The sequence below is a fragment of the Mesorhizobium comanense genome, from assembly GCF_005503535.1.
Taxonomy (GTDB): Bacteria; Pseudomonadota; Alphaproteobacteria; order Rhizobiales; family Rhizobiaceae; genus Mesorhizobium; species Mesorhizobium comanense.
The window spans coordinates 59,149-84,769 of sequence record NZ_SCNN01000024.1 but is presented as its reverse complement, the minus strand read 5'-3'; the positions used below and the strand labels follow the sequence as shown (position 1 = coordinate 84,769).

General features: G+C 63.1%; 23 protein-coding genes. 12 read left to right on the top strand and 11 right to left on the bottom strand.

The genetic code is table 11. The annotated features are described in order from the left end of the window. Window positions 1-10: 10 nt before the first annotated feature. From FFS37_RS29200 to panB, 3 genes are all read right to left on the bottom strand, one after another. Window positions 11-1,171, bottom strand: a complete 1,161-nt coding sequence (locus FFS37_RS29200; protein WP_171026472.1) for a helix-turn-helix transcriptional regulator — start codon at window positions 1,169-1,171, stop codon at window positions 11-13. 221 nt (window positions 1,172-1,392) lie between these two features. Beyond that, window positions 1,393-2,244, bottom strand: a complete 852-nt coding sequence (gene panC / locus FFS37_RS29195) for a pantoate--beta-alanine ligase (protein WP_137934433.1) — start codon at window positions 2,242-2,244, stop codon at window positions 1,393-1,395. Then, the gene (gene panB / locus FFS37_RS29190) at window positions 2,241-3,101 is read right to left on the bottom strand and encodes a 3-methyl-2-oxobutanoate hydroxymethyltransferase (protein ID WP_137934432.1); all 861 of its coding nucleotides are present in this window, start codon (window positions 3,099-3,101) and stop codon (window positions 2,241-2,243) included. Before panB ends, panC begins: the two co-directional genes overlap by 4 nt. A 235-nt stretch (window positions 3,102-3,336) precedes the next feature. On the opposite strand from panB, the gene FFS37_RS29185 reads away from it, so the two are divergent. From FFS37_RS29185 to FFS37_RS29175, 3 genes are all read left to right on the top strand, one after another. Beyond that, window positions 3,337-3,735: an NADH:ubiquinone oxidoreductase subunit NDUFA12 gene (locus FFS37_RS29185; protein ID WP_137934431.1), complete on the top strand. Its 399-nt coding sequence runs from the start codon at window positions 3,337-3,339 to the stop codon at window positions 3,733-3,735. Window positions 3,736-3,876: 141 nt separating this feature from the next. Further along, window positions 3,877-4,476 carry a DUF2155 domain-containing protein gene (locus FFS37_RS29180; protein WP_137934430.1) on the top strand — a complete coding sequence of 200 codons (600 nt, stop codon included), beginning with the start codon at window positions 3,877-3,879 and terminating at the stop codon, window positions 4,474-4,476. A 75-nt stretch (window positions 4,477-4,551) separates the two neighbouring features. Beyond that, on the top strand, window positions 4,552-4,932 hold the full coding sequence (locus FFS37_RS29175; RefSeq protein ID WP_137934429.1) for a hypothetical protein: 381 nt from the start codon (window positions 4,552-4,554) through the stop codon (window positions 4,930-4,932). A gap of 12 nt (window positions 4,933-4,944) precedes the next feature. On the opposite strand, the gene aat is transcribed toward FFS37_RS29175, so the two are convergent. The 6 genes from aat to FFS37_RS29145 all read right to left on the bottom strand — a co-directional run bounded on the left by aat (window position 4,945) and on the right by FFS37_RS29145 (window position 10,260). Next, complete coding sequence (gene aat / locus FFS37_RS29170; RefSeq protein ID WP_137934428.1) at window positions 4,945-5,562, bottom strand: leucyl/phenylalanyl-tRNA--protein transferase; 618 nt, start codon at window positions 5,560-5,562, stop codon at window positions 4,945-4,947. Between the two features lie 12 nt (window positions 5,563-5,574). Beyond that, the gene (gene accC, locus FFS37_RS29165) at window positions 5,575-6,918 is read right to left on the bottom strand and encodes an acetyl-CoA carboxylase biotin carboxylase subunit (RefSeq protein ID WP_137934427.1); all 1,344 of its coding nucleotides are present in this window, start codon (window positions 6,916-6,918) and stop codon (window positions 5,575-5,577) included. Window positions 6,919-6,928: 10 nt separating this feature from the next. Next, window positions 6,929-7,390, bottom strand: a complete 462-nt coding sequence (accB, locus tag FFS37_RS29160) for an acetyl-CoA carboxylase biotin carboxyl carrier protein (RefSeq protein ID WP_137934426.1) — start codon at window positions 7,388-7,390, stop codon at window positions 6,929-6,931. A 26-nt stretch (window positions 7,391-7,416) separates the two neighbouring features. Beyond that, on the bottom strand, window positions 7,417-7,851 hold the full coding sequence (gene aroQ, locus FFS37_RS29155) for a type II 3-dehydroquinate dehydratase (RefSeq protein WP_019857903.1): 435 nt from the start codon (window positions 7,849-7,851) through the stop codon (window positions 7,417-7,419). Between the two features lie 133 nt (window positions 7,852-7,984). Then, entirely contained in the window at window positions 7,985-8,803 is an 819-nt protein-coding gene (locus FFS37_RS29150) for a DsbA family protein (RefSeq protein ID WP_137934425.1), read from the bottom strand. A gap of 65 nt (window positions 8,804-8,868) precedes the next feature. Then, the gene (locus FFS37_RS29145; RefSeq protein ID WP_137934424.1) at window positions 8,869-10,260 is read right to left on the bottom strand and encodes a M48 family metalloprotease; all 1,392 of its coding nucleotides are present in this window, start codon (window positions 10,258-10,260) and stop codon (window positions 8,869-8,871) included. A gap of 147 nt (window positions 10,261-10,407) precedes the next feature. Here FFS37_RS29145 and FFS37_RS29140 point away from each other — a divergent pair, with 147 nt between their 5' ends. Together FFS37_RS29140 and FFS37_RS29135 are read left to right on the top strand one after the other, a co-directional pair. Further along, window positions 10,408-11,556 (top strand): pyridoxal phosphate-dependent aminotransferase, encoded by a 1,149-nt coding sequence (locus FFS37_RS29140; protein ID WP_137934423.1) that lies wholly within the window; start codon window positions 10,408-10,410, stop codon window positions 11,554-11,556. 4 nt (window positions 11,557-11,560) lie between these two features. After that, window positions 11,561-12,526: a glutaminase gene (locus tag FFS37_RS29135; RefSeq protein WP_137934422.1), complete on the top strand. Its 966-nt coding sequence runs from the start codon at window positions 11,561-11,563 to the stop codon at window positions 12,524-12,526. A gap of 111 nt (window positions 12,527-12,637) precedes the next feature. Here FFS37_RS29135 and FFS37_RS29130 read toward each other — a convergent pair whose 3' ends face one another. Then, complete coding sequence (locus FFS37_RS29130) at window positions 12,638-15,616, bottom strand: Rne/Rng family ribonuclease (RefSeq protein ID WP_137934421.1); 2,979 nt, start codon at window positions 15,614-15,616, stop codon at window positions 12,638-12,640. Between the two features lie 652 nt (window positions 15,617-16,268). Here FFS37_RS29130 and FFS37_RS29125 point away from each other — a divergent pair. The 7 genes from FFS37_RS29125 to FFS37_RS29095 all read left to right on the top strand — a co-directional run bounded on the left by FFS37_RS29125 (window position 16,269) and on the right by FFS37_RS29095 (window position 23,890). After that, window positions 16,269-17,531, top strand: coding sequence for an N-acetylmuramoyl-L-alanine amidase (locus FFS37_RS29125; RefSeq protein ID WP_137934420.1), 1,263 nt, complete (start codon window positions 16,269-16,271; stop codon window positions 17,529-17,531). 215 nt (window positions 17,532-17,746) lie between these two features. Then, window positions 17,747-20,203, top strand: coding sequence for a penicillin-binding protein 1A (locus FFS37_RS29120; protein ID WP_137934419.1), 2,457 nt, complete (start codon window positions 17,747-17,749; stop codon window positions 20,201-20,203). Between the two features lie 124 nt (window positions 20,204-20,327). After that, window positions 20,328-21,459 (top strand): peptide chain release factor 2 gene (gene prfB / locus FFS37_RS29115; RefSeq protein WP_137934418.1). Its coding sequence is split into 2 segments (ribosomal slippage): window positions 20,328-20,393 and window positions 20,395-21,459, totalling 1,131 coding nucleotides; the frame shifts between segments, so codons are not numbered across the junction. 77 nt (window positions 21,460-21,536) lie between these two features. Continuing rightward, entirely contained in the window at window positions 21,537-21,962 is a 426-nt protein-coding gene (locus tag FFS37_RS29110) for a GFA family protein (RefSeq protein ID WP_137934417.1), read from the top strand. A gap of 275 nt (window positions 21,963-22,237) precedes the next feature. Continuing rightward, entirely contained in the window at window positions 22,238-22,615 is a 378-nt protein-coding gene (locus tag FFS37_RS29105) for a hypothetical protein (RefSeq protein ID WP_137934416.1), read from the top strand. A 106-nt stretch (window positions 22,616-22,721) separates the two neighbouring features. Next, a complete protein-coding gene (locus FFS37_RS29100) occupies window positions 22,722-23,090 on the top strand; it encodes a GFA family protein (protein WP_137934415.1) in 369 nt (122 codons plus the stop codon). A gap of 149 nt (window positions 23,091-23,239) precedes the next feature. Then, window positions 23,240-23,890, top strand: a complete 651-nt coding sequence (locus FFS37_RS29095) for an OmpA family protein (RefSeq protein WP_137934414.1) — start codon at window positions 23,240-23,242, stop codon at window positions 23,888-23,890. An 88-nt stretch (window positions 23,891-23,978) separates the two neighbouring features. Here FFS37_RS29095 and FFS37_RS29090 read toward each other — a convergent pair whose 3' ends face one another. Beyond that, window positions 23,979-25,544, bottom strand: coding sequence for a DEAD/DEAH box helicase (locus FFS37_RS29090; protein ID WP_171026471.1), 1,566 nt, complete (start codon window positions 25,542-25,544; stop codon window positions 23,979-23,981). Between the last annotated feature and the right edge of the window lie 77 nt (window positions 25,545-25,621).

Genomic DNA, 25,621 nt, shown 5'->3' with positions numbered 1-25,621 from the left:
GAACAAGCGGTCAAGCCGAGCGCAGCGGCGGCGACAATTCGCGGATCAACAACTCCAGCTCGCGCTGGTCGCCTGTTCCGGTCTTGTCAAAGATCGTCGCCAGTTGCGATTTGATGGTGCCGTCTGAAACGCCGCTGGCTGCCGCGATCTCCTTGCGCGTCTTGCCCGACGCGACATGGCCGGCGACGCGCCTTTCGGCCGCGGTCAGGCCAAACAGCGCGGAGATCGCTTCCAGGGCCGGCGTCGGCGTGGCGCCGGCGGCGGCAATGAAAATCGCCGCGGCGGCGCGCTGCGACATGCGCGCCGAAATCTCTCGCCTGGCCAGCGGCATCACATGCGCCACGGCCGGGACGCCGACCTTGGCGAGTGGAATGTTGATGCCGCAGGGCCCAAGCGCGAACTCGTCGCGCGTGCCGAGTTCCACGGCGCAGCTGATCGCGGCATTGGCCTGCGGATAGGCGAACGCCAGCTGCCCGCGCACCGAGGAAACGGCCGGGCTCTGCGTCAGCAGGGCTTCGGCAGCGCCATTGGCGAAGATGATCTGCATGTCGTTGGAAACGATCATCACCGGATGGTCGAGGTTCTCGAGGATCGAGCGGAAAATCTCGGCCTTGCGCCGTTCGGCCTCGAAAAGGTCGCCGATCGTCACGGCGCGCCTGACATGCGGCGCCAGCGATGACATCAGTTCGAGATCGTCGGCCGAGATCTGACGCCTGTCCTTGTCGGTCACCACCATCAACGTGCCGATGCGGGTCGGCTGCTTCATCAGCGCCACCCAGAAGAAGTCATCCAGCCTGTTGGGTTCGACCCATTCGCGCACGATGCGGCTCTCGATCCAGTTCTGCCGCGCATCGGGGCCCTGGAGCGCGTAGAAGGCATCGACGGTAAAGGGCACATCGATGTCCATCCTGGGAACGGCCGCGAAAAAGGGCACCTCCGTCCCATAATCGCGCTCCAATGGCTGGAGTATCGCCTGGTCACCGCAGGACACCGAAAAGCGGGCGGAATTGGTAGCCGTATCGACGACCGCGAGCATGGCAAGCTGACCGAGCGCCAGCCTGCGGATGGCATCGAGGGTCGATTGCCAGCGGCCGACATCGGCAACCGAATCGTAGATGGCTTCGACGACCTGCAGCAGAGCGCGGTCGATCGTGTTCGCCAATGCAGACATAGGCCCTCTCGTACCGCCCTGGAGCCGGATTCCACACAACATTGCGCGTCGTGACGCTAGGGCGGGCGTGTAACCTGACGATGCCGCATCGGCCTTCGATTGTTACATCGAGGTGCCGGGCATGGCTTGAATCGGCGCTGATCTCGCGCAGCGGCAGTGCAAGCTCAAAATGACCTCAAGTATCGGCCTCGGCGGCGTGGTGGCGGCCTGGGAACTTCCGGTCAGGCGGTCGGAACTTCCACATTGTCGATCAGCCTGGTTTGCCCCAGCCACGCGGCTGCGAGTACGCGGCCCGCGCGGTCGGGCCGCCACGGCGCGAGTGTCAGGCTTTCGCGGGCTTCGACATAATCGACTTTCTGGAAGCCGGCGGCGATCAAGGAACTGGTGGCCTCATCGGTCGCGTCCTTCTGGCCGGCGTTGCCTGCCAGCGCGGCCGCCGCCTCGCGCAGGATCACGTTGAGCCGGCGGGCGGTCTGGAGTTCGGCGTCGCCGAGATAGGCATTGCGTGACGACATGGCCAGGCCATATGCATCGCGTATGGTGGGCGCCCCGACGATCTCGACGGGCAGGTCGAGGTCGCGGCAGAGCTGCCTGACCACGCAGAGCTGCTGATAATCCTTTTCGCCGAAGACCGCGCAGTCGGGCGTCGCCTGCAGGAACAGCTTGGCCACCACGGTGGCGACGCCTTCGAAGAAGGTGGGGCGAAAATCTGATTCTAGCCCCGCGGACGGGCCTCCGACCGAGATTTTTGTGGCAAAGCCGGCGGGATACATCGCGCCGACCGTCGGTGTGAAGGCGAGGTCGGCCTTGACCGTTGCCAGCATGTCCAGGTCGCGGGCTAGCTGGCGCGGATATTTGTCGAGATCCTCAGTGGGCGCGAACTGCGCCGGGTTGACGAAGATCGACACCACGCAGCGTTCGGCCTTTTCCCTGGCGATCCTGATCAGGGAGAGATGCCCTTCGTGCAACGCGCCCATGGTTGGCACCATGGCGACGCGCTGGCCATGCCTTCGCCAGTCACGGATTTGCGCGCGAAGTGCTTCGACGTTGTCGGCGACCTCTGGCCGGCTCATGTCTCATTCCCGCCATTTGAGACCGAAGGGACTTCTGAACCCGAAAAAACATGGGCAGGGCCTGGAAAAGTCCGCTCTCGCACCTCCGACGCGTAGCGCTCGGCGGCATGCGCGATCACACCGCGCAGATCGGCGTATTCCTTGGCGAATTTCGGCACGCGGTCGACGGTCAGTCCAACCATGTCGTCGATGACCAGGATCTGGCCGTCGCAGTCACCGCTGGCGCCGATGCCGATGGTTGGAATGGCGATGCGGTGCGTGATGTCGGCGGCGACCGCCTCGATAGTGCCTTCGATGACCACGGAGAATGCGCCAGCCGCTTCCACGGCGAGCGCGTCGGCCATTAGCGCCGCTATGGTCTCGTCGGTGCGGCCCTTGATCTTGTAGCCGCCATCCTTCTCCACCGATTGCGGCAGCAGGCCGATATGGCCCATGACCGGGATGCCGGCGGCCACGATCGCGGCAATCTGTCCAGCCATGTCGACGCCGCCTTCGAGCTTCACCGCCTGACAGCCGGTTTCAGCGACGATGCGTTGCGCCGACTGCACAGCCTGTGCCGCCGATCCCTCATAGGTGCCGGCCGGCATGTCGACGACCACGCAGGCCCTGGCCGACCCACGCATCACGGCTTGCCCGTGCGCGATCATCATCTCGAGGGAAGCGCCCAGGGTCGTCTGATGGCCGTGCAGAACCATGGCGACGCTGTCGCCGACCAGAAGCAGGTCGACATGGGGATCGAGTAGCCGGGCGACAGGGTAGGTATAGGCGGTGAGGCAGACCAAGGGTGTGCCGCCCTTCCGGCGACGAATCAGCTCGGCGCCGATGCGGATTTCGGTGGTCGGCAAGTCCTCGGCCAATCGTCGCCTCCGTCGCCCGTGCGCCAAGGGTATGGGTTATCCCTGCGCAAGCGGGCAGAGCTTTAGAAAGGCTGGGAAGGCTTGGCAAGCGGCGATCGATGGCAGCAAAGGGTCACGCATCGGTGTCGGACCCCCGGCGCGCCATTTGCGCGCTGCTTGCGGCAAAACCCTTGCCTTCGCGAGGGCCTGACGCCATAAGCAGGAAACAGGCGCCGCCAGCGCGAGGGTTCTTGAGATGAAGACGTTCCTGACGCAGTTTTTCACCTGGTGGAACAGCCAGACTTTGGGAACGCGCCTGCACACCTGGCGATATGGCAAAAGGGTCGGCCAGGACGAGGCCGGCAATGTCTATTATGAAGGCGGCATCGATTCGGAAGGCCGCACGCGCCGTTGGGTCATCTACCGCAATTATTCGGAAGCCTCGGCAATTCCTCCCGGCTGGCACGGCTGGATTCATCACCGTGTCGACCTCGCGCCGCCCAGTGACGATTACAAGCCGCGCGACTGGCAGAAACCGCATCAGCCCAACCTGACCGGCACGCCGGCCGCCTATCGCCCGAAGGGCTCGGTGCTGACCAATCAGCATCGCCCGCAGGTTACCGGCGATTACGACGCCTGGACGCCCGGGTCGTAACCGCCCCTGGATGTAACGGGGCAAAGTGCAGGCCGGTCCTTTATTGCCACAATTGGTGTTTAGCTGCTTGCTGATCAGAAAACGGCGACTAGCCTTGGCGGTCTACGGAATCACCTGGGCGCGAACCACCGGTACCCCCTTATGAGATTTTTCAACCTGATATCGACGGGCGGTCTGGCGCTAGCCGCCGGGCTCGCGGTCAGTTCCGCTGCCTTTGCGGCTTCGCCCGCACCGGCTGCGCCGGCACCTGCCGCGCCCGCGGGATCCGACCGTATCACAAATCCGATTGCCGAGTTCGCCGGCATCGACAAGATCACCGGTCGTATTATCACTTTCGATGTCTATATCGACGAGACGGTGCAGTTCGGCGCTTTGCAGGTGACGCCGCGCGTCTGCTACTCACGGCCACAGAACGAGGAGCCGAAGACCGATTCCTTCGTCGAGGTCGACGAGATCACGCTCGACCGCAAGATCCGCCGTATCTTCACCGGCTGGATGTTCGCGGAAAGCCCGGGCCTCAATGCGGTCGAACACGCCGTCTATGACGTATGGCTGAAGGAATGCAAACAGAAGTCGGATGTTCCGGCGCCGGATGCCACCAAGGCCGACGCAACCAATGCCGATGCTTCGAAGCCGGCTACGGCGAAGCCCAAGCCCGCACCGTCCAAGCCGAAGCCGGCCGCCACCTCCGATGGCAATCTGCCCGATCTGGCGGAGCCGGATACGACCAACACCAACTGACCCCCGGGAACCGTCGCGGCCACCGAACGTTTTCGCCGCTGACAGCTGCGCTTTCAGGCGCCCGGAGGATTTGCAATGTCGGATAGCAAGCGGATCACGGCCAGCAAGAAGGAACTGCTCGAACTCGAAAGAGGGTTCTGGACGGGCGACGAGGCCTATTATGCGGCAAATGTCGATGCCGAGTGTCTGGTGGCATTTCCTGGCATGGCGCAGGCAATGGACAATGCCGATCTGGCGAAGACAGCGACAAAACCCAACCGGTGGCGTGATCTTCAGATCGAGCTCAAGGGCATAATCGAGCCCGGCAGTGACATCATCATGCTGACCTACGAGGCGCATGCGACGCGGGAGAATGGCGAGCGCTACGCGGCGCTGGTCAGCACCGGCTATGTCCATCGCGTCAATGGCTGGAAGATGATGTTCCATGCGCAGACGCCGATCGAGGCCAATTCCTAGAAACGGCTAGCTCTACGGGAAAAAGACCGCCTCGCCCTTCAATGCTTCGGCCAGCATCTTCTCATACTTGCCGCGCGGCACGTCGATCGCGCCGAAGCGCTTGAGATGCTCGGTGGTGAACTGCGTGTCGAGTAATACGAAGCCGCGCTCTTTCAGCCGCTCGACGAGATGGACGAGGCAGGTCTTCGACGCATCGGTCTGCCTGGAGAACATGCTTTCGCCAAAAAACACCCGTCCCAGCGAAACGCCGTAGAGTCCGCCGACCAGCCGCTCTTCATGCCAGGCCTCGACCGAATGGCAGTGGCCCATGCGGTGCAGTTGCACGTAGGCCTCGCGGATCGGCCCGTTGATCCAGGTCGATCGTCGATCGTCGCGTTTTTCGGCACAGCCGTCGATCGTCGCCTCGAAGTCGAAGTCGAAACGGATATCGAACTGGTGCTTGCGGATTGCCTTCTTGAGGCTTCTCGGCGTGTGGAACTCGTCGAGCGGGATGATGCCGCGCGTCTCGGGCCGTACCCAGAAAACTTCCGGGTCCGCGGCACTTTCCGCCATCGGGAACACGCCCGAGGCATAGGCCTTGAGCAGGAGGTCGGTGGGGATGCGATAGCCTGGCGCGTAGGGGCGGGTCATCGCGTCCCCGGACTATTCTTCCTTGGCCAGGTATTTTTCCAGCCAGTGGATGTCATAGTCGCCATTGGCGATGTCGGCATTGCCGACCAGGTCGCGAAACAGCGGCAACGTCGTCTTGATGCCGTCGACCACAAATTCATCCAGCGCCCGGCGCAACCGCATCATGCACTCGACGCGGTTGCGTCCATGCACGATCAGCTTGCCGATCAGGCTGTCGTAGTAGGGCGGGATCTTGTAGCCGGAATAGACACCGGAATCGACGCGGATACCGAGGCCGCCCGGCGTGTGGAAATGGGTGATCGTGCCGGGCGAAGGCGTGAAGGTGCGCGGATCCTCGGCGTTGATACGGCATTCGATGGCGTGGCCATTGAACTTGATGTCTTCCTGCTTGACCGAAAGTCCGCCACCCGACGCGACACGGATCTGCTCGTGCACGAGATCGATGCCGGTGATCGCTTCGGTCACCGGATGCTCGACCTGCAGGCGCGTGTTCATCTCTATGAAATAGAACTCGCCGTTTTCGTACAGGAACTCGATCGTGCCGGCGCCTGAATAGCCGAGATCGGCAATCGCCTTGGCGCAGATGCCGCCGATACGCGAGCGCTCCTCGGCGTTGAGCGCCGGCGAATTGGCCTCTTCCCAGACCTTCTGGTGGCGCCGCTGCAGCGAGCAGTCGCGCTCGCCGAAATGCACGCCGCGGCCAAAGCCGTCGCCGAACACCTGCACCTCGATGTGACGCGGCTTCTGCAGATATTTTTCAATGTAGACGGCGTCGTCGCCGAAAGCGGCACCCGCTTCCGTGCGCGCCGTTTGCAAGGCGATCTCCAGGTCCGCCTCTGTCAGCGCGACCTTCATGCCGCGCCCGCCGCCGCCAGCCGAGGCCTTGATGATGACGGGATAGCCGATCTCGGCGGCAATGCGCTTGGCTTCCTTCTCGTCGCTTACCGCACCGTCGGAGCCGGGCACCACCGGAATGCCGAGGCGCTTGGCTGTGCGCTTGGCCTCGATCTTGTCGCCCATGATGCGGATGTGGTCGCCGGACGGGCCGATGAAGGTGATGTTGTGGGCGGCCAGGATGTCGGCAAATTTGGCGTTTTCCGAGAGAAAGCCGTAGCCCGGATGCACGGCATCGGCGCCGGTGATCTCGCAGGCCGCGACGATCTGATGGATGTTGAGGTAGCTGTCGCGCGACGGCGGCGGGCCGATGCACACACTCTCGTCGGCGAGCCGCACATGCATGGCGTCGGCGTCGGCGGTTGAATGCACCACCACGGTCTGGATGCCGAGTTCCTTGCAGGCGCGCAGCACCCGAAGCGCGATTTCGCCGCGATTGGCGATGAGGATCTTCTGGAACATCCGGCCCGCTCTACTCGATCACGACGAGCGGCATGCCGTATTCGACCGGCGTCGCATCCTCGAACAGGATCGCCGTCACCGTGCCGGCACGCGGTGAGGGGATCTGGTTCATCGTCTTCATGGCTTCGATGATCAGCAGGGTCTGGCCCTCCTTGACTTTCTGCCCGATCTCGATGAACGGCTTCGCGTCCGGCGAGGGCGCCAGATAGGCGGTGCCGACCATCGGCGAGGGAACGGCGTTCTTCGACACGTCGACGGTCGCTGCCGGTGCAGCCGCCGCGGCAGGCTGGGCGGCGGCTGCGGCATAGGTGGGTTGGGGCGCAGCGATCGCGTGGACGGCGGGCGCCTGCCGCGAGACGCGAACCTTCAGGTCGCCCAGTTCAACCTCGATCTCGGTCAGGTTGGTGTCGTTCAGTATACCCGCAAGATCGCGGATCAGTTGCTGGTCAACACCGGTCTTCTTTATCGACATATTCGAGCCTTCTGTTTGTTGGCCGGTCATAGGCGTGCGGCCAGCGCCTGTAGCGCCAGCGTGTAGCCGAGCGGCCCAAAACCACAGATCATGCCGACGGCGACCGGCGCGACCATGGAGACGTGGCGAAATGATTCTCGCGCGTGGATGTTGGAAAGATGGACCTCCGCGACCGGCAGCGGCGCCACCGAACGGATGGCATCGTGGATCGCGATCGATGTGTGGCTATAGGCGCCTGGATTGATGACGATCCCGGCGGCTTTATCTCCGGCCTCCTGAATCCAGTCGACGAGGTCGCCCTCGTGGTTCGACTGGCGGAAATCGATCTCCAGCCCGAGCGATGCGCCGGCCTGCTTGCAGTCGTCCGCGATCGCGGCAAGCGTCTTGCCGCCATAGATGCCCGGCTCGCGCTTGCCGAGCGCGTTGAGATTGGGACCGTTCAGGACGAAAACCGTTTTCAAAAATCAGACCTTTCCCGGCGCCGGCCTGGGCCGGCGCGCTGGGCCCTCTATAATGGGCATAGCCGCCCACGGAAAGAGCGCAAGTGCGTTCTTTCACTGTCCACAACAGGCGGAAATGTGGCCGTGAGCAAAATCAGAGCGCCGCTTTCGCCGCCTCGATCTTTTCCGCCAGGACTTCCTGTCCAAGCGCCCCGAACACGACCTCATTGCCGACGACGTAGGACGGCGTGCCGGTGATGGACAGCTTGTTGGCAAGGTCATAGGTCTTGGAGAGGGCTTCCGGGATCGACGGATCCTTCATCTTCTCGCGCAGCGTCGCCTCGTCTGCGCCGAGTGAAAGCGCGATCTTGAGGGCGGCGGCTTCCGTGGCGCGCCCCTGGCCGCCGAGCAGCGCGTTGTGGAACTCGCCATACTTTTCCGGCATCATCAGGTGGAAGGCCATGGAAACGACGCTCGCCTTCTGCGAATCCGGGCCGAGGATCGGGAATTCCTTGAGCACGAAACGCAGGTCCGGATCGGACTTGGTCAGCGCCTTCATGTCTTCGATCGCCCGTTTGCAGAAGCCGCAATTGTAGTCGTAGAACTCGACGATCGTCACCTTGCCGCTGGGATTGCCGACCACGCCGTCGAAGGCGGAGTTGAAGATCTGGTCCTTGGCGTCCTTGATGACGCCGAGATGGGCGATGCGCTGCTCTTCCTTCTGTTTGGCTTCGAGGGCGTCCTGCACTTCGAGCAGCACTTCCGGGTTCTTCAGAAGATAGTCGCGGATGATGCCTTCGACCTCGGCGCGGTCGATCTTGGTATCGCCCGCCTTCGTATCGGCAGCCGCCGTCTGGACCGGCTGCGTCGTCCCGGCCTTGGCAACCTCCGGACTGCCCGCCACGAAGCCGAAAGCCAGCATGGCAAGGGCTACAGCGATCCCCGTGGTGCCCAGCAGCAGTGCTTTTTTCATCGTTCTCGTTCCTTTTGCCTGTTTTCCCGGTGCGCCTGTGTCGCGGCGGCTGGCCGGAAGGTTCACTAAATCTTGGCTGACGATTTGTAGTTTATGATGTCCTGGGCGCGGAGCCAGCGCGGCTCGCCACGCTTCAGCTGCTGCTGCGCCCGCATGGCGAAGATCTTGGCATCCTTATAGTTACCGGAATAGAAATGACCTTCGGCCGTCGCGAGTTCGGCGCCCGGTATATCCCCCAGTTCACCATAAGCCTGCGCCAGGTAACGATATCCGGTGGAATTCTCCTTGTCGCGCCCCAACCCGTTGTTGATTTGCACGACTGCCTTTTTCAGGGAGTCGGGCGTGCCGACGGCCATCAGCGCCTGGCCAAGGGAGACTGGCAGCAGGCCGGACCGCGCGGGATCGAGGCTGACCGCCTTGGCATAGGCCTCCGCCGCGTCGCCAGGCTTGTTGGCCTTCATCAGAATGTCGCCGCGCAACTCCTGGAAGTAGGCATTCTTCGGCTGAGCCTTGATCAGGGCGTTGGTCTTGGCGAGCGCCGCGGCGATGTCGCCGTAAAGATAGGACGATTGGGCGTCGCCGTACTGTGCGGCGAGGCTGCCGCGCATCTTTTGCATCAGCCGCGCCGCCGCGGCCTGACCGTCCATGTAGACGGCGATCTTCACCCGCATCATGTCATGGCGCTGCTGGAGCGCCGGCGCGTCGAGCTTGTCGACGTTGGGGCTCTGTTTCACCAGCACTTCGAGGTTGGCGATCCGGTCCCGCGGCATGGGATGGCTGATCCGGTAGGGATCGACCTGCGCGCCCGACAGCGACAACGCCGACTGGAAGCGGTGGAACGTCTTCAGCATGCCCATGCCGGACTGGCCGGTGGTGTTGAGGTAGGTGATGGCCGAGCGGTCGGCCGTCATTTCCTCGGTACGCTGATAGGCGAGAATGCTGCGCTGGGCCATCTCGCCGCCGCCCGCCGCTACGCCCATGCCGGCGCCGGCAAGGCCACGGCTGTTGGTTGTGGCCCCAGCGACGATGGCGCCGGCGCCAAGCAATGTCGCGATGACGGCCATGGTCTTGGCGCGCTCCAGCTGGTCGCGCAGTTTCTGCTGGTGGCCGCCGGCGATGTGACCGGCTTCGTGCGCAATGACGCCGATGATCTCGTTGGGCGTTTCGGCAGTCATCAGCGCGCCGGTGTTGATGAACATCCGGCGTCCGGTGACAAAGGCATTGAAGGAGGAATCGTTGACCAGCACGATGTCGATGCCGTCATTGGCCAAGCCGGCAGCCTTGAAGATCGGCCGCGCGTAGTCGCGCACCAGGGCCTCGATTTCGGCATCGCGTATGACAGGCACGCTCTGGGCGAAGGCGGTGACCGAACTCGCCACCGCAACGGCCGCCCCAAGTGCAAGCGTGGCGAGGGCACGCGCTCGCCGGGCAATCGTCGGTCTGGGTCGGCTCAACATTATGTGTCCACTGGTAGACGAGCGGGCGAAAGATGAAAAGTCGGCACCGGAAAAACTTCCTCAACTTGTGATCCTCATATCAATCGGGCATTTGTGCGGCGCCTGCGTCAGGATCTGGCGCGCTCAATCCTCGCAGCAGGGGTAAAAATGGTCGTTTCGCTCTCCCGTCGCGGCAATGTCGAGCCGTTCCACGCCATGGATGTGCTGGCCGAGGCGAACCGGCTGAAGGCCCTGGGCGCGCCGGTGATATCGATGGCCGTCGGCCAGCCATCCGACCCGGCCCCGCAGCGGGTCCGCGCCGCGGCGACCGAAGCTTTAAAAGACGGCCGGATCGGCTACACCGATACGCTTGGCCTTGCCGCCCTGCGCAAGGCAATCGCCCTGCATTACGCCGACCACTATGGGCTCGATGTCGATCCCGGCCGGATCGCGGTGACGACGGGATCGTCGGCCGCGTTCAATCTCGCCTTCTTGGCGATGTTCGATCCGGGCGACCGCGTCGCCATTGCCGCGCCCGGTTATCCCGCCTATCGCAACATCATGACGGCACTTGGCATCGAGGTGGTGGAGATAGAGCTCGGCGAGGCGGCTTACCTGCATGCCGGTCATCTTGAGAGCGCGCACCGGGAGAAGCCTCTGAAAGGCGTGCTGTTCGCCAGTCCCGCCAATCCGACCGGCGCCGTCATTCCCGCCGACGAGCTCGAGACGCTGGTCACCACGGCCGAGGCCCTGGGAATCGCGGTCATCTCGGACGAGATCTATCACCGGCTGGCCTATGGCGCGCCCGACACGACGGCGCTGCGATATGGCAACGGCGTCACGGTGATCAACTCGTTCTCGAAATACTATTGCATGACCGGCTGGCGCATCGGCTGGATGGTGTTGCCTGGGGAATTGGTGCGGCCGGTCGAACGCATTGCGCAAAGCCTCTACATCTCGCCGCCGGAACTGTCGCAGATCGCGGCGATCGAAGCCTTTGCCGCGACCGAAGAGCTGGAGGCGGTCAAGGGCCGCTATGCGTGGAACCGCGAACTGCTGATGAAGCGACTGCCGGAGCTTGGCTTTCCGCTCGCCGCTCCCATGGATGGCGCCTTCTACGCCTTTTGCGACGTCACCCGGCACAGCAATGACAGCATGGCCTTCGCGCGCAGGATGCTGGCCGAGGCGCACGTGGCGGCGACGCCCGGACGCGACTTCGACACCAGGGCAGGGCACCGCACGATGCGCTTTTCCTATGCTGGCAGCCACGACGACATGGTCGAAGCGATGGCACGCATCGAACGCTGGTTGAGGTGACGCCATGCCTGAGCTCGAACAGACCCCCACACTTGATCAGGCCCCCAAACTTGATCAGGCATTGGCCGAGGTCGCCGCCGAAATGGCGGAACGCGCCGATCGCGGCGATGTCGCGACTTACATTCCGCAACTGGGCAAGGTCGATCCCAGGAAATTCGGTATCGCCGCTGTCACCAATGACGGCCGTGTCCTGACGGCGGGCGATGCCGACCAGGCCTTTTCGATCCAGAGCATATCGAAAGTGTTCACCCTGACGCTGGCGCTCGGCAATGTCGGCGACGCGCTGTGGAAGCGGGTGGGACGCGAGCCCTCCGGCAACCCTTTCAACTCGATCGTCCAGCTCGAGCACGAGAACGGCATTCCGCGCAATCCGTTCATCAATGCCGGCGCCATCGTGATCTCCGACATCCTGCTCGCCGGCCATCAGCCGCGCGAGGCAATCGGCGAGATTCTGCGTTTCATCCAGTTCCTTGCCGACGATGAGACGATCATCATCGACCGCGAGGTCGCCGCTTCCGAACGGGCTACCGGCTATCGCAATTTCGCGCTCGCCAACTACATGAAATCCTTCGGCAATCTGCATCACGAACCGGAATTGGCGCTGGGTGTCTATTTCCATCATTGCGCCATCGCCATGAGCTGCCGGCAACTGGCGATGGCGGGCCGCTTCCTTGCCAATGGCGGCAAGAACCCGGCGACCGGACATTCGGTTGTGTCTGCGGAGCGGGCGCGGCGCATCGGCGCCATGATGCTGACTTGCGGCCATTATGACGGTTCTGGAGATTTTGCCTTCCGGGTCGGCATTCCCGGAAAGAGCGGCGTCGGCGGCGGCATATTGGGGATCGTGCCGGGCATCGCTTCGCTCGCCGTCTGGTCGCCCGGCCTCAACGCCAACGGCAACTCCAAGCTCGGCTCGATCGCGCTGGAAAAACTGGCGAAGATGATGAACTGGTCGATTTTCGCGCCGTAAGGCATCCTTGCACGGCTCGGCCTGTCCGCCTTCACGGCACAAAAAATCCCGCGCCGTTTTTCAACGGCGTGGGATTCTTGTCAGACAATCAACTCAACTGGCTGAAAAGGCTTAGAAAAAGCCCTTTCTCTGCCACCAGCCGGCGCGCTTCGGCTTTTCCTCGGCTTTTGCCTCGGCCTGCTCGGCGACAGTCGAGGAAACCACAGGCACGGCCGGCGTGTCGGCGGATGCTGGCTTGCGCCGTGACGGGCGAGCCTTCGCGGGCTCTTCCTCGACAGCCGCAACCACCGTTTCTTCAACAGCGGCCGGCTGGACTTCGGCCGGTACCTGCTCGACCGCTTCGACAACGGTCACTTCGGCAACCGCTTCGGCGGCCGCCTTCTTCGGCTTGGCCGCACGGCGGGGCTTCTTGGGCTTTTCGGTGACCGGTGCCTCGTCGGCAACCGGAGCAGCCGGCTCTTCCGCGATTGCGACAGCCACCGGCTCTGCCGATGCCGGCTCGCTTTCGGAAGCGTCGAGCTCGGCTGGTTCGGTCGTTTCCTCGGCACCCGCCTCTGTTTCGCCTTCGCCATCCTCGCGCTTGTTGCGCTTGCCGCCGCGCTTGCCGCGCCGGCGCTTCTTGCCCGCGCCTTCTTCCGAAGCCTGGACCGTCTCGCCCGGCTCGGCCGCTGTCACGGGAGCGGTGTCGTCGGATTCCGCGTCCTCTCCGCCCTCCGCATCAGCGGCTTCGGCGAAGTCAGAGGGAGCAGAAACGGATGCACCGTCGGTCGGGGCGCCATGCTCGCGATCGCGATCCCTGCCGCCGCGACGCCTGCGGCGCTTGCGGCGCTTGCGATCGCGGCCTTCGCCGTCCTCACTTGCGCGTTGCTGCTGGCCCTGCTGGGGTTGGCGCGGCTGTTCGGCCTGTGCCGGCGCTTCGTCTTCTTCCTCGGCGACGACAATATCGTCTTCGGGCTCTTCCGGCTCGACATAGGCCGGCAGGCTGCGCGCTTCGACGAAGCCTTCCGGCTTCTCGGCCAGCGCGCCGCGGAAGATCGCATAGTGCTGCGAGCCGACCGTGTCGTCGGCCTCAAGAGTGATGGTCAGGCCAAAGCGGCTTTCCAGTTCCACCAGCGTGCCGCGCTTGTGGTTGAGGACATAGAGCGCCGTCGCGGCAGGCGTGCGCACCGTGATGTGGCTGCGCGAATCCTTGAGCAGGAATTCCTCGATCGCCCTGACCACCATCAGCGCGACCGACGAATCGGAGCGCACATGGCCGGTGCCGCCGCAATGCGGGCAGGGCTTCATGGTCGATTCCAGCACGCTGGCGCGAATGCGCTGACGCGACATCTCCATCAGGCCGAAATGCGAGATGCGGCCGACCTGGATGCGGGCGCGGTCGTTCTTGAGGTGATCCTTCAGCCGCTTCTCGACGGAGCGGTTGTTGCGGTTCTCCTCCATGTCGATGAAGTCGATGACGATCAGGCCGGCAAGGTCTCGCAACCTCAACTGGCGCGCGACTTCCTCGGCCGCCTCCAGATTGGTGTGAAGCGCGGTGTCCTCGATCGAGTGCTCCTTGGTGGAGCGGCCCGAATTGACGTCGATGGCAACCAGCGCCTCGGTCTGGTTGATGATGATGTAGCCGCCGCTCTTCAGCGTCACCTGCGGCTGCAGCATGCGGTCGAGCTGCGCCTCGATGCCGTTGCGCACGAAGATGGGCGTCGTGTCGCGGAACGGCTGAACCACCTTGGCGTGGCTCGGCATCAGCATGCGCATGAAGTCCTTGGCCTCGCGGTAGCCATCCTCGCCGGAAACAAGAATCTCGTCGATATCCTTGTTGTAGAGGTCGCGCACCGAACGCTTGATCAGGCTGCCTTCCTCATAGACCAGGGCAGGGGCCGTGGACTGCAGGGTCAGGTTGCGCACGTTTTCCCAAAGCCGCATCAGATATTCGTAGTCGCGCTTAATCTCGGCCTTGGTGCGGCTCTCGCCTGCGGTGCGCAGGATGACGCCCATGCCTTGCGGCACTTCGAGATCGGCAACCACCTCCTTGAGGCGCTTGCGGTCGACCGCGCTGGTGATCTTGCGCGAAATGCCGCCGCCGCGCGCGGTGTTGGGCATCAGCACGGAATAGCGGCCGGCAAGCGACAGATAGGTGGTGAGTGCCGCTCCCTTGTTGCCGCGTTCTTCCTTCACGACCTGGACCAGCAGGATCTGCCGGCGCTTGATCACTTCCTGGATCTTGTACTGGCGGCGCACCGGCTTGCGGCGATTGCGCACTTCCTCGAGCGCATCCTCGGCGCCCACCGATTCGATTTCATGATCGTCGTGGTGCGAGGACTGCACTTCCTCCAGCATGCCGCGATCGTTGTCGGTGGACGTGGCTTCGTCGGCGGGGGCAGCTTCGCTGACCTGATCGCCCTGCGGCACAGGCTCGGAAATCACATCGGCATCGACGGAAGCCGCGATCGATGTCGGGCCGCCGTCGCGGGCCTTGCCTTCGCCCTCTTCAGAGGCGTCTTCGTGGGCGGCCGTGCCGGAATGTTCGGTCGAATGTTCGGTCGCCTCGGGATGTCCCGACGTGTCGGCACCCGGCTCGATCGCCTCGGCAGTTGCGTGCGCGTCTTCCGTTGCCGCCTCGGCCGTCACCGTGTCGGTGTCGTCGTTGTGGTTTTCGCCGGCCTCGTCGGAATCGGCGGCGCCAGCGTCGCGCTTTTGCTCAGCGCGCTCGCGGCCCTTGCCGCCGCGCCGGCGGCCGCGCCGTCCCCGGTCGCGATTCTGGCGATCATCACCGTCGCCGTCCTCGTCTTCCTCGTCCTCGGCCTCCTGCGCTTCGGCGCGAAGCAGCGCCTGACGATCGGCGACCGGGATCTGATAATAGTCGGGATGTATTTCACTGAAGGCGAGAAAACCGTGACGGTTGCCGCCATATTCGACAAAGGCTGCTTGAAGGGAAGGTTCGACGCGCGTTACGCGGGCGAGGTAGATGTTTCCTTTGAGCTGCTTCTTGTCCTGGGATTCAAAGTCGAATTCTTCGATACGGTTACCGCGTACGACGACAACTCGTGTTTCCTCCGGGTGGGAGGCGTCTATCAGCATTTTGTTGGGCATTATTTCGTTTCCCCCCGGCAGCCGTCAGCCGCAGCTGGCGGGGCAAAGCCCGCTGCTGTGTGTCTGGATGAGAGTGGGTGCCGGATAATTGAACGGCCGCCGGACGGTGCCTGCGCGTCATGTCGGTGCCGCCCGCAGCCATATTGGCGCGGTTTGATGCGGACCTTTCCATGATTGCGCTTGAAGCCATCGTCACCAAGCAGACCTTTTGAACCAAAGCCCGGAAACCGGACCAGCTTGTTTGCTCGTACAGAGCCGGCGCGGGGACAAACCCGGCCGTTTTCCTCACGCAGGCGATTCCCCCGCCACGGGAGCACACCTGCGAAATTCGTCGCGATCACCTGAAGCCTTCTCGCAGAAGCGAGAGGAGCCGCCTTTCATCTGACCCTTTAGCAGGAAGCTGCGGAGGAGGGCGGTTCCAGGATTGCAGTGATCCACTATCGCTTTTATGATTTGGCGGGTTGGAAGGCAACCCCGATTTCCGATGCCGGCAAAAAGCAGTTCCGCAGCGTAAGCCTGGGTTCCGATCCTTGCATGAAAAGGCTTGGTTAACCTTCTCTGGATACCAATCGTTAATCGAGTTCGCGGCCTAACCGGCACTTCGATGAACGAGAGGGCGCCTGGCGCCAAACCGGGAGCGACTGGAAGAGAGATGGGACTGGCGGGCTTCACTGACAAGGGATGTCGTGTTCGCGGCCGGATTCTGGGCGCCGTCTGTCTTTTGCTGCTGGCGGTGCTTTTCCAGAGCTTTTCCTCGGCCGCAAGTGCCGCCGATGTCCCTCTGGTGGCGAAGGCCTACAAGATGGCGGGCGATGCGACCAAGATGCGCATCGTCATGGATCTCGACCGCGAGCCCGATATCAAATGGTTCCTGCTGCGCGGACCCAACCGGTTGGTCATCGACATCGCCAATACCAGGTTCGCCATCGATGCCAAGGATCTGAAGCCGCGCGGTCTGGTCAAGGGCGTGCGTCTGGGCGAACTCGGCGATGGCGTTTCGCGGCTGATCCTGACCGGCAAGGGGCCGTTCGCCGTAGACAAGCTCGACGTGCTCAAGAATGAGGACGGAACCGGCTACCGCATTGCCATAGACATGTCGGCAGCCTCCGAGCGCGAGTTCGACGACGCTCTTGCCAACCAGGCGCTGACCACGGGTTCCACGGTTTCCTCTGACAAGGGTGAGCGGGTCGGCAAAGGGCCTGTCTCCAATCCAGGTCACCGCTTCACTGTCGTTCTCGATCCCGGCCATGGCGGCGTCGACGGCGGCGCCGAAGGCCTGAACGGGACCATCGAGAAGAACGTCACGCTGGCCTTCGCCACGGAGCTGCGCGACAAGCTCATGGCCATCGGCAAATACGATGTCTTCATGACGCGAGATACGGATGAATATCTGCGCCTGGATGACCGCGTTCGCATTGCCCGCCAGCATGAGGCCGATCTCCTGATTTCGATCCATGCCGACACGATCAGCGTCAAGGGCATCCGCGGCGCCACCGTTTATACGGTCTCCGACAAGGCATCGGACCCCGAGGCGCAGGCACTTGCCGACCGCGAAAATCTCTCCGACCAGTTTGCGGGCATGGTGATCAAGGACGACAACAAGGAAGTAACCGACATCCTGATCGACCTGATCCGCCGCGAAACGCACACCTTTTCAATGAGTTTCGCCCACACACTGGTCGGCCAGCTTTCGACCAGCGTCGGCCTCATCAACAATCCGCAGCGTTCCGCGGGGTTCAAAGTCTTGAAGGCGCCGGATGTGCCATCCGTGCTCGTCGAACTCGGTTATCTCTCGAATGCCAAGGACGAGGCGCAGCTGCTCGATGCCGAATGGCGGGGCAAGGCCGCGCAAAGCATTACCAACGCCGTCGCGCTGTTTGCGTCCGCTCGCGCCGGGGCGGGAACCGGGGGCTGACATGCCTGACGGCGCGCCTGCAACCAGAGGCGGCGTTGCTGGATGACAACACCCTATGCCTTTATTTCCCCCGCATGGTCACGAAATCCGGCCTTGCCGTATTTTGTCCACATGGTGGCGACATGGGTTTTCGATTACGGATTGGGACCGGCTCGAAAGCTTGCGCGGAAGGCGGCTTCGTTTAGGAAATTCCCGAACCAAGGACTGGAGCGGGTATGATTCGTCTCATTGGCTATTTCTTCGGCATCGGCACGACGCTGGCCCTTCTGGTCGCGGCGGGCGTTGCCATATACATCAGCCATCTGTCGAAGGACCTGCCCGACTACGAGGTGCTGGCCAAATACGAGCCGCCGGTGACGACCCGCATCCATGCTTCGGACGGCTCGCTGATGGCCGAATATGCGCGCGAACGGCGCCTCTACCTGCCGATTCAGGCTATTCCGGACCGCGTCAAGGCGGCGTTCCTGTCCGCCGAGGACAAGAATTTCTACAACCATCCCGGTATCGACGTGACCGGCCTTGGCCGCGCGATCATCGTCAACCTGCAGAATTTCGGTTCGGGAAGGCGTCAGGTGGGCGCCTCGACGATTACCCAGCAGGTGGCCAAGAACTTCCTGCTGACCGCCGACCAGACCTATGAGCGCAAGATCAAGGAGATGATCCTGGCCTTCCGCATCGAGCAGGCCTACCCCAAGGATCGCATTCTCGAACTCTACCTCAACGAAATCTTCTTCGGCTTTGGCGCCTATGGCGTCGCCGGCGCCGCATTGACCTATTTCGACAAGTCGGTGAACGAGCTGACCGTGGCCGAGGCCGCATACCTGGCCTCCTTGCCGAAGGGACCGAACAACTATCATCCCTTCAAGCATGCCGACCGCGCGATCGAGCGCCGCAACTGGGTCATCGACCAGATGGTCGAGAACGGCTACGTCACGCGCGAGGAAGGCAACAAGGCCAAGGCCGAGCCGCTCGGCGTCACGCCGCGCCGTACCGGCACGTATCTTTTCGCCGGTGAGTATTTCACCGAGGAGGTGCGCCGCCAGATCATCGCCCGTTATGGTGAGAACGCGCTGTACGAAGGCGGCCTGTCGGTGCGCACCACGCTCGATCCGAAAATCCAGCTCATCGCCCGCAGGTCGATGCAGAACGGCCTGATCAAGTACGACACGCTACGCGGTTATCGCGGGCCGGTGACGACGATCGATGTATCGGGCGACTGGGGCGTCCCGCTGGGTGCGGTCAAGGGTCTGGAAGACGTTCCCGAATGGTCGCTGGCCGTTGTGCTCGACAGTTCGGCGTCCGGCCTGTCGATAGGCCTGCAGCCCGCGCGCCAGGCCTCGGGCGATATCGTGAAAGAGCGCGTGGAAGGTACCGTCAGCAAGGACGACATGGGCTTTGCCATGCGCCATCTGGTCGGCGGCAAGACGGTCAAGGCCAAGTCGCCGGCCGAAGTGCTGAAGCCGGGCGATGTCATCTTCGTGCAGAAGAACGAAGGCTCCGAGAATGCCTACAGCCTGCGCCAGGTTCCGGAAGTCGAGGGCGGCCTGATCGCCATGGATCCGCACACCGGCCGTGTGCTGGCCATGGTCGGCGGCTTCTCCTACGCCCAATCCGAGTTCAACCGCGCTACACAGGCGATGCGCCAGCCGGGCTCCTCCTTCAAGCCGATCGTCTATTCGGCGGCGCTCGACAACGGCTATACGCCGGCTTCGGTGATCATGGACGGCCCGATCACCATCCAGAGCGGCAACACGACCTGGACGCCCAAGAACTATGACGGCACGGTCGCCGGACCGGCAACGCTGCGCTCCGGCATCGAGAAGTCGCGCAACCTGATGACGGTGCGCCTCGCCAACGACATGGGCATGAAGCTGGTCGTCGAATATGCCGAACGTTTTGGCGTCTACGATCACCTGGCGCCCTATCTGCCGATGGCGCTGGGATCGGGTGAAACGACCGTCATGCGCATGGTTTCGGCCTACTCGATCATGGCCAATGGCGGCAAGTCGATCAAACCTTCGCTTATCGACCGCATCCAGGACCGCTACGGCAAGACGGTGTTCAAGCAAGATGAGCGCGGCTGCGAAGGCTGTAACGCGCCCGAATGGAAGAACCAGCCGGAGCCGGAACTGGTCGATAATTCCGAGCAGGTGCTCGATCCGATGACCGCCTATCAGATCACCTCGATGATGGAGGGCGTGGTCCAGCGCGGCACGGGCGCCACGATCGGCGAGCTCGGCCGCCACATCGCCGGCAAGACCGGCACCACCAACGATGAAAAGGACGCCTGGTTCATCGGCTACACGCCGAACCTCGTGGTCGGTCTCTACATGGGCTACGACACGCCGCGCGGCCTTGGCCATGGCGCCACGGGCGGTGGCCTGGCAGCGCCTATCTTCAAGGACTTCATGCGCGTGGCGCTGGACGGCACGCCCAATGTCGACTTCAAGGTTCCCGACGGCATGAACTTGGTCGCCATCAACCGCAAGACCGGCATGCGTGCCACCTCGGGCGACCCGGGCACCATCATCGAGGCCTTCAAGCCCGGCACCGGTCCGGCCGACAGCTATTGGGTGATCGGCATGGGCGCCGACGGCTCCAACGCGTCTGGCGGCGCGCTGTCGCCGCAGGCCAACCAGGCCATCCAGGACGGTGGCGGCGGCCTCTACTGACGGTTTTCGACGGCAATCATGGGCCAGCCCCCGGCTGGCCCATTTCGCTTTACACGCGGCGGTGCCGTCCCTATGTATCGCGCCGATCGGGCGTCATTTCAGCAACAGGATAAAACAGCAGGCCATGCGCGCGGAAACGCAGAATATTGTCGACGAGATCAGGCAGGCGATAACCCTGCTGAGGAGGCATCTTTGACTGGGATCAGGCCATAAAGCGGCTTGAATACCTGAATGTTCGCGCCGAGGACGCCAGTCTCTGGAACGAACCGCTGGAAGCGCAGAAGCTGATGCGCGAGCGCCAGGGCCTTGAAGAAGGCATCGCGGCGGTCAAGGGCCTGACCCAGGCGCTGGAAGACAATATCGGTCTCATCGAACTCGGCGAGGAAGAGGGCGACGCAAGCGTCGTCGCCGAGGCCGAAGCGGCGATCCGCTCGATGCAGGGCGAGGCGAAAGCCCGCCAGGTCGAAACGCTGCTGTCGGGCGAAGCAGACGCCAACGACACCTATCTCGAAGTCCATGCCGGCGCCGGCGGCACCGAGAGCCAGGACTGGGCAAACATGCTGCTGCGCATGTACACGCGCTGGGCCGAGCGCCGCCGTTTCAAGGTCGAGGTGCTGGAAGTGCATGACGGCGAAGAGGCGGGCATCAAGTCCGCCACCTTGCTGATCAAGGGTCACAATGCCTATGGCTGGCTGAAGACCGAATCCGGCGTCCATCGCCTGGTGCGCATTTCACCCTATGACAGCAATGCGCGCCGGCACACCTCGTTCTCCAGCGTCTGGGTCTATCCTGTCGTCGACGATGCGATCCAGATCGATGTGTCGGAATCCGATGTCCGGATCGACACCTATCGTTCGTCCGGTTCGGGTGGCCAGCACGTCAACACCACCGATTCGGCCGTGCGCATCACCCATATCGCCACCGGCATCGCGGTCGCCTGCCAGGCCGAGCGCTCGCAGCACAAGAACCGGGCGAAGGCCTGGGAGATGCTGCGCTCTCGCCTCTACGAGGAAGAGCTGAAGAAGCGCGAGGCAATCGCCAATGCGACCGAGGCGTCCAAGAGCGATATCGGCTGGGGCCACCAGATCCGCTCCTATGTGCTGCAGCCCTATCAACTGGTGAAGGATCTGCGCACCGGCGTCGAAAGCACCAGCCCGTCGAGCGTGCTCGATGGCGACCTCGACGACTTCATGGAAGCCTCGCTGTCGCAACGCATCGAGGGCGGCGCCGGTGAAGCCGTGGCCGATCTGGATTAGGGATTGTAAGGTCCAGGCGGGTTGGCCTGGGCTGAATCCAGATGCGTCGTCGAACCTCATCGCGCGAGGATCATCGGATGACAGAGCCGCAAACGACAAATGGCCGCGCGCTTGCCGGCAAATGCCTGTGTGGCGCGGTCCGCTACGCGGTGGCGGACGAGTTCGTCTACGCCGCCAATTGTCATTGTTCGAATTGCCGGCGTTCGACCGGTTCGGCCTTCAAGCCGTTTGCCGGCATTGAACGCACCAAGCTCAAGCTCACCGGCGGCGCTCGCGACCTCATGATTTTTGGCGACGAGAGCGCGAACCACGACACCCACTGCAGCCGATGCGGATCGTTACTTTATTCGGTTGTGCGTGACGGGGCTTTCGCCCATGTCACCATGGGAACGCTGGTCGATGCTCCGACGATCCGGCCGACAATGCACATCTTTGTCGGCTCCAAGGCACCGTGGTTCACCATCACTGACGACCTTCCGCAGTTTGAAGGACACGCAGGCTAGGACAGTTCACCGTTTCCGTGAGGGGAACGGGAAGCGCTCTTTCCCGAAAAACATTCAAACGGGTCTTGAAATTGCTCTTGCCTGATCGATCCACCGGCGGGCCCGGCGATCTCTTGCGCCGACTCATAAATCGGCTCACCATCGAAGGCAGGAGGAGACAAAAGCATTTATGGCCGGTCGCGGCATATCTGCAGGCTGACGGTTCGGCCCCGGGAAGACACGTTCCAGGAACGGGCAAGCGAAACGCTTGAACCACGTCTGAAAGGAGCGTTCCCATGTTTACCGCCAATTCCAGATCGGCCATCGCCGTTCCATCGGTTGGCCAGTTGCTTCTTCCCTTGTGCGCAGCCTGTGCGATCGCAGCCCTGTCCGGGTCGGCCCTGGCGCATGACGCCAAGCCCACGGCGGCCAAGCCGCAAGGGTGGAGTTATCCGTTCGCCTGCTGCGCGAACTACGATTGCCATGAGGTATCGCAGACCTCGATCAGCGAACGCCCGGAAGGCTATGTCATCAAGGATACCGGCGAGGTGCTGGCCTACAGCGACAGACGAATCAAGGATTCGCCCGACGGCGAATTCCACTGGTGCGCGCACGTGGCGGGGCTCGATGCCGGCAAGACCATCTGCCTGTTCGTTCCGCCTCAATCTTACTAGAGACGGTTCGCCGGTTCGCGCAAAAGCCTGCTGACGGGCGGTTGTCAGGATCGCTTCTTTATGGTGCCCTGCCGTGCGGGCGGCGGACAATGGAGAGGTGATGTTCATGGCTATCAAGGGAAGCTGCCACTGCAAGGCGACGACATTCGAGGTGTCGCAGGCCCCGGAAACGGTGACGCAATGCACCTGCTCGTTCTGCGCGAAGCGTGGTTCGCTTTGGGCCTATTACAGCCCGTCGCAATTCAAGCTCATCACGCCGCCGAAAAATGTCTCCTTCTATCGATGGGGTTCTAAAACCATCAAGCACGGGTTTTGCGCCACTTGCGGCTGCGGCACTTTCACGGAAACTCCGGATTGGTCCACCGGCGAGCCGGACTTCGACAATCCCAAGATCAGCGTCAATTCACGGCTGTTCGACGATTTCGATCTCGACACCGTCGAAGTGGTGGTCATCGACGGCAAGAATCTCTGGTAGTTCAGCCAGGCGGCCGATCACGCAAGGCCATGGGAAAAGCCACCGCGGGCGCTTTTCCTGTTCCGCTTTTCGCCGCAATTCATGGTACAAGTCGCGCGAAGGGCTGATTTGGCGCCGTCGAAATGGCGCGACTTGGAGAGGGACTATCTATGAAGAAGACCGTGCTCGTCGTCATGGCGACGGCTCTGCTCGTGAGCGCCTGCACCACCACCGACCCGTATACGGGCGACCAGAAGATTTCCAACACCGCGGCCGGTGCCGGTCTCGGTGCCCTGGCGGGCGCCAGCCTCGGCTTGCTTGCCGGCGGCAATGACCGCCGCAACGCGCTGATCGGCGCCGGCATCGGTGCACTGGCCGGTGGCGCCATCGGCGCCACGATGGACCAGAACGAGGCGGAACTGCGCCGCCAGCTCCAGGGCACCGGCGTGAGCGTCACCCGCAGCGGCGACCAGATCATCCTCAACATGCCGTCGGACATCACCTTCAATATCGACCAGGATGCGGTGAAGCCCGGCTTCTATCCGGTGCTGAATTCCGTCGCGCTGGTTCTGAAGAAGTTCCGCCAGACGACGGTGGACGTCTTCGGCCACACCGATTCCACCGGCGGCGACCAGCACAATTTCGACCTGTCGCAGCGTCGCGCACTCGCTGTTGCCAACTATCTGTCCGGCCAGGGCGTCGATTCGAGGCGCTTCGCCGTCACCGGCTTCGGCAAGACAAGGCCGATCGCTTCCAACGCAACGCCCGCCGGCCGCGAACAGAACCGGCGTGTCGAAATCCAGCTGTCGCCGCTCACCTGAGCCGACACTGGCTTGAAAACAAAACGGCCCCGCAAGGGGCCGTTTTCTTTTGGTCTTCCAGAGACGTGCGCGCGCCTGACGACGCCGTTTAAACCTTGGCGACGATGCGCATGAAAGCCGGCATGTCGTCACCGAAGCCGACCGTGGTGTCGTTGTCTTCCTGGTGGTGGCGGGCAGGGCGGTTGCCGCCGCGCTGTCCTGCACGCTGCTCGTTGCGGTCGGAGGATTTGCGCTCGCTGTTTTCCGAGCGGATCGCATCCTTGCGCGCCCGCCTTTCGCCGATGTCGGCGACGGCTGGTGCGGCGACATCGGGCTGCTCGTCCTGCCGGACGGCCTGGACCTCTTCGTCCTCGGCGTGCTTGCCGCGACGTTCGCCACCCTTCTTGCGCTCGCCGCGATCCTTGCGATCCTCGTCCTTGCGGCCTGCGCGACGCGGCGCGCCCTTGCCGCGGCGCGGAGCGTCGTCCTCGCCTTCGCTGGCGACCACGGTCGACAGGTCGCCGTCATGCCACTCGATCTTGGTGCCGATCAGCCGCTCGATGGCGTCGATGTATTTGGTGTCTGACCTGGTGGCGATGGTGAAGGACTTGCCCGAGCGGCCGGCACGGCCGGTGCGGCCGATGCGGTGCACGTAATCCTCGGCATGGATAGGGACATCGTAGTTGAAGACGTGGCTGACATCGGGGATGTCGAGGCCGCGCGCGGCAACGTCCGAAGCAACGAGATAGCGCAGCTTGCCATCGCGGAAATTGGCCAGCATCTGCATGCGCGCGCGCTGGTCCATGTCGCCATGCAGCGCACCGGCATCGAAGTCATACTTCAGCAACGAGCGGAACAGTTCCGACACCTCGACCTTGCGGTTGCAGAAGATGATGGCGTTCTTCAGTTCCGCGTCCTCGGCCCTGATCAGATTGCGCAGGGTCTCGCGCTTGTCCCACGGCTTCGAGCCGGACTTCACCAGGCGCTGGGTGATGCTGGTGGCAGTGGAGGCCGCCTTGGAGACCTCGACACGCACCGGCGCGTGCAGGAATTTTTCGGTCAGCTTGGTGATTTCGGGCGGCATCGTCGCTGAGAAGAACAGCGTCTGCCTGGTGAAGGGGATCATCTCGCAAATGCGCTCGATATCGGGGATGAACCCCATGTCGAGCATGCGATCAGCCTCGTCGATGACGAGGATCTCGACGCCGTTGAGCAGCAGCTTGCCGCGCTCGCGGTGGTCGAGCAGGCGGCCGGGCGTGGCGATCAGCACGTCGGCGCCGCGCTCCAGCTTCTTGTCCTGTTCGTCGAACGATACGCCGCCGATCAGCAGCGCGATGTTGAGCTTGTGGTTCTTGCCGTATTTTACGAAGTTTTCCTCGACCTGCGCGGCAAGCTCGCGCGTCGGCTCCAGGATCAGGGTGCGCGGCATGCGGGCACGGGCGCGGCCCTTTTCCAGCCGGGTCAGCATCGGCAGCACGAAGGACGCCGTCTTGCCGGTGCCGGTCTGGGCGATACCGAGCACGTCCTTGCCCTGCAAGGCGTGCGGGATGGCGCCGGCCTGGATCGGGGTCGGCTGCGTGTAGCCGGCATCGGTAACCGCGGAAAGTACCTTCGGCGACAGGCCGAGGTCCGAAAAGGTCAACGCTTCTTGAGCGATCGTGGTGTCTGAGGACAAGTGTTGCTGTCTTTGGCTGGTTCGATGAAGCGCAACGCTATTCGTCGCGGCAAGCGCCACGCGCCTGCAAGATTGGC

Bases quoted from the DNA above. Each gene is read 5' to 3' on its own strand.
- FFS37_RS29200 (WP_171026472.1), bottom strand. From the start codon at position 1,171: ATGTCTGCATTGGCGAACACGATCGACCGCGCTCTGCTGCAGGTCGTC.
- panC (WP_137934433.1), bottom strand. From the start codon at position 2,244: ATGAGCCGGCCAGAGGTCGCCGACAACGTCGAAGCACTTCGCGCGCAA.
- FFS37_RS29185 (WP_137934431.1), top strand. From the start codon at position 3,337: ATGAAGACGTTCCTGACGCAGTTTTTCACCTGGTGGAACAGCCAGACT.
- FFS37_RS29180 (WP_137934430.1), top strand. From the start codon at position 3,877: ATGAGATTTTTCAACCTGATATCGACGGGCGGTCTGGCGCTAGCCGCC.
- FFS37_RS29175 (WP_137934429.1), top strand. From the start codon at position 4,552: ATGTCGGATAGCAAGCGGATCACGGCCAGCAAGAAGGAACTGCTCGAA.
- aat (WP_137934428.1), bottom strand. From the start codon at position 5,562: ATGACCCGCCCCTACGCGCCAGGCTATCGCATCCCCACCGACCTCCTG.
- accC (WP_137934427.1), bottom strand. From the start codon at position 6,918: ATGTTCCAGAAGATCCTCATCGCCAATCGCGGCGAAATCGCGCTTCGG.
- accB (WP_137934426.1), bottom strand. From the start codon at position 7,390: ATGTCGATAAAGAAGACCGGTGTTGACCAGCAACTGATCCGCGATCTT.
- FFS37_RS29150 (WP_137934425.1), bottom strand. From the start codon at position 8,803: ATGAAAAAAGCACTGCTGCTGGGCACCACGGGGATCGCTGTAGCCCTT.
- FFS37_RS29145 (WP_137934424.1), bottom strand. From the start codon at position 10,260: ATGTTGAGCCGACCCAGACCGACGATTGCCCGGCGAGCGCGTGCCCTC.
- FFS37_RS29140 (WP_137934423.1), top strand. From the start codon at position 10,408: ATGGTCGTTTCGCTCTCCCGTCGCGGCAATGTCGAGCCGTTCCACGCC.
- FFS37_RS29135 (WP_137934422.1), top strand. From the start codon at position 11,561: ATGCCTGAGCTCGAACAGACCCCCACACTTGATCAGGCCCCCAAACTT.
- FFS37_RS29130 (WP_137934421.1), bottom strand. From the start codon at position 15,616: ATGCCCAACAAAATGCTGATAGACGCCTCCCACCCGGAGGAAACACGA.
- FFS37_RS29125 (WP_137934420.1), top strand. From the start codon at position 16,269: ATGGGACTGGCGGGCTTCACTGACAAGGGATGTCGTGTTCGCGGCCGG.
- FFS37_RS29120 (WP_137934419.1), top strand. From the start codon at position 17,747: ATGATTCGTCTCATTGGCTATTTCTTCGGCATCGGCACGACGCTGGCC.
- FFS37_RS29110 (WP_137934417.1), top strand. From the start codon at position 21,537: ATGACAGAGCCGCAAACGACAAATGGCCGCGCGCTTGCCGGCAAATGC.
- FFS37_RS29105 (WP_137934416.1), top strand. From the start codon at position 22,238: ATGTTTACCGCCAATTCCAGATCGGCCATCGCCGTTCCATCGGTTGGC.
- FFS37_RS29100 (WP_137934415.1), top strand. From the start codon at position 22,722: ATGGCTATCAAGGGAAGCTGCCACTGCAAGGCGACGACATTCGAGGTG.
- FFS37_RS29095 (WP_137934414.1), top strand. From the start codon at position 23,240: ATGAAGAAGACCGTGCTCGTCGTCATGGCGACGGCTCTGCTCGTGAGC.